At 57.4% G+C, this 2856-nt stretch carries 1 protein-coding gene and 1 pseudogene; both read right to left on the minus strand.

The annotated features are described in order from the left end of the window. Positions 1-267: 267 nt before the first annotated feature. A pseudogene (locus tag ACFFAR_RS29940) lies at positions 268-2017 on the minus strand (IlvD/Edd family dehydratase). 46 nt (positions 2018-2063) lie between these two features. Further along, positions 2064-2856, minus strand: a 793-nt coding sequence (locus ACFFAR_RS29945; protein WP_375509089.1) for an isocitrate/isopropylmalate dehydrogenase family protein, incomplete at its 5' end; no start/stop codon positions are given.

Consider the following 2856-nt stretch of genomic DNA (forward strand, 5'->3'; position numbering starts at 1 on the left):
GTCAGTGCAGCGAAGCCTGCATTGTTCTTGTCGATATAACTAAGAATAAGCGCAGCTATCAGCAATGGTAGCAATCGCCACGCGTTTTTGCGCGCCGCGCTACGAAGCAAATTCGAGCGGTCGGCCGATATTCCCTCCTGCCTCACAGAAGGACGGGTATCCGAATCCATTTGGTGTCTCCTTGGTATTGCTGTTACAACCAGGGGTACTAATGAAGGGACGCGACGGATTTAGAATTGTCGTGTTGTCGCGGCCTTCCCACGCGTTTTACTTCCGCGGAACAAACCCACGAGACTCGGTTCCTCGCAGAAAGTCGAAGTCCGCGCCTTTGTCGGCCTGGGTCACAGTATCAAGGAAGAGCTTTTGGTAACCGCGAGCGGCCGTAGGGATCAAAACCGGATTCTCCTGTGTTCGGCGTTGCAACTCAGCATCGTCCACCAGCAGGGAAATCTCTCGATTCGCCACGCTCAGCTTGATGCGGTCACCGTTTCGAACTTGGGCAAGCGGTCCTCCGATAGCTGCTTCGGGGGTTACGTGCAGGACAATCGTGCCGAAGGCGGTACCGCTCATTCGGCCATCCGAAATTCGAACCATGTCTTTCACCCCTGCGCGAGCAAGCTTCCTCGGAATCGGGATATACCCCGCTTCCGGCATCCCGGGCGCGCCCTTCGGACCGATGCGCTTAAGGACGATGACGTCATTCGCGTTGACGTCGAGGTCGTCGGCGTCGATGCGGCTCGCCATGTCCGCTACGTCTTCAAAGACGACCGCCCGGCCTTCGTGTTCCATCAGGCTCTGGGTTGCAGCCGATTGCTTGATGATGGCACCGCCGGGCGCAAGGTTGCCACGCAGAACAGCTAAACCGCCCTGAGGATAAATGGGGTCTGTCATCGGTTTTACCACGCTTTGCTCGAAGCGCGGCGCGCTCCATTTCCTCGCCGAGGGTGCGACCAGTCACGGTCATAGCGTCGAGGTGCAACAAAGGCTTCAGTTCATGCAGGAGCGTAGCCATGCCGCCAGCGCGATGGAAGTCTTCCATGTAATGCTCACCGGACGGCTTAAGGTTTAGCAGCACCGGTGTTTCGCGACCCATGCGGTCAACGGCGTCGAGGTCGATGTCGAACCCGAGACGACCAGCAACAGCGGTCAGGTGCACGATTCCGTTCGTCGAACCGCCGATAGCCAACAGCACACGTAAGCCGTTCTCGAAGGACTCTGCCGTAAGGATTTTATCGATAGTCAGCCGCTGACGAGCCATCTCCACGGCTTGGAAGCCGGTCTGCTCCGCGATACGCATACGGTCCGAGGTGACTGCGGGCGGGGATGCGCCGCCAGGCATCGTCATCCCCATTGCTTCGGCGACGCAGGCCATCGTGCTCGCGGTGCCCATGACCGAGCATGTACCGATGCTCGGTACGAGCTTGTCATTCACTTCGGCGATCTCTTCTTCAGTGATTTCCTCGGCGCGGAATTTGCCCCAGTACCGGCGGCAGTCTGTACAGGCACCGACTCGCTCGCCACGATGCGCTCCAGTCAGCATTGAACCAGTAATGAGCTGAATTGCGGGAATGCCAGCGGAGGCTGCCCCCATCAATTGGGCGGGTACAGTCTTGTCACAGCCACCGATAAGCACGGCGGCGTCCATCGGCTGGGCACGGATCATCTCTTCTGTGTCCATCGACATGAGATTTCGCATGAACATGCTGGTTGGCTGCGAAAAACTTTCGTGGATGGAAATGGTCGGAAAGTCCATCGGCAAGCCGCCCGCCATCAGGACGCCTCGCTTAAGCGCTTCAATGAGTTGAGGAGCATTGCCGTGGCACGGATTGTAGGCACTCCCTGTGTTCGTGATCCCGACGACGGGCCGGTCGAGCGCGCTGTCCGTGTAACCGGCACCCTTGATGAAGGCTTTGCGCAGGAAGAGGGAGAAGCCGGTGTCACCGTAGTTCGTCAAGCCACCACGTATCCCCGAAGGAACGGCCGCGTCATTTTGTTCGGGGGAAGTCTTTTTGGGCATAGCATCACACTGGAAATGAGAAGAAAGGCGACGTTTAGCGTCAGCCTCAAATAAGGTGCCGAATGAGCGCCGCTGAGAACTCGGCAGTCGAAGCACGTCCGCCGATATCGGCCGTGCGGACGTTGTCTTCGAGGAGCGTGATGCGAATGCCGTTCACCAGGCGCTCGGCGAGGTCGGTGTGGCCGACGTGCTCAAGCATCAAACCTGCTGCGAGTAGTTGTGAAACCGGATTGGCAATCCCCTTGTGGGCAATATCGGGTGCTGAGCCGTGCACAGCTTCGAAGAGCGCTACCTCCTTCCCTATGTTCGAACCGGGAGCGAGACCTAGGCCGCCCACTAGACCTGCCAGTTGGTCCGACAAAATGTCGCCAAATAAATTGGTGCAAAGCAGCATGTCAAACTGCCACGGATTTAGCACCAGTTGCATCGCACAGGCATCTACAATACGGTCGTCGAGCACCACGCGACCTTCATACTCCCTTGCTATGTCTTTGGCTGCCTGAAGGAAAATGCCGGTAAGCGCCTTCAGAATATTTGCCTTGTGTACGACGGTGATTTTCTTGCGGCCGTGTTTGACCGCGTATTCGAACGCGAATCGGGCAATGCGCAGGCAGCCTTGGCGCGTGTTCACACCCTGGGAAACTGCTACAGCATGTGGGTCGTCTCCGACCGGAATGTAGTGTTCGTGAGCTACGTAGAAACCCTCGAGGTTTTCCCGGACCAACACGATGTCAATGTTTTCGTATCGACCCGGGATGATGGTTTTTGCAGGACGGACGTTTGCAAACATATCAAACGCCTCACGCAGGCGCACGTTGACAGAACGAAATCCACCTGCG

The sequence above is a fragment of the uncultured Caballeronia sp. genome (assembly GCF_964243625.1).
Lineage (GTDB): Bacteria > Pseudomonadota > Gammaproteobacteria > Burkholderiales > Burkholderiaceae > Caballeronia.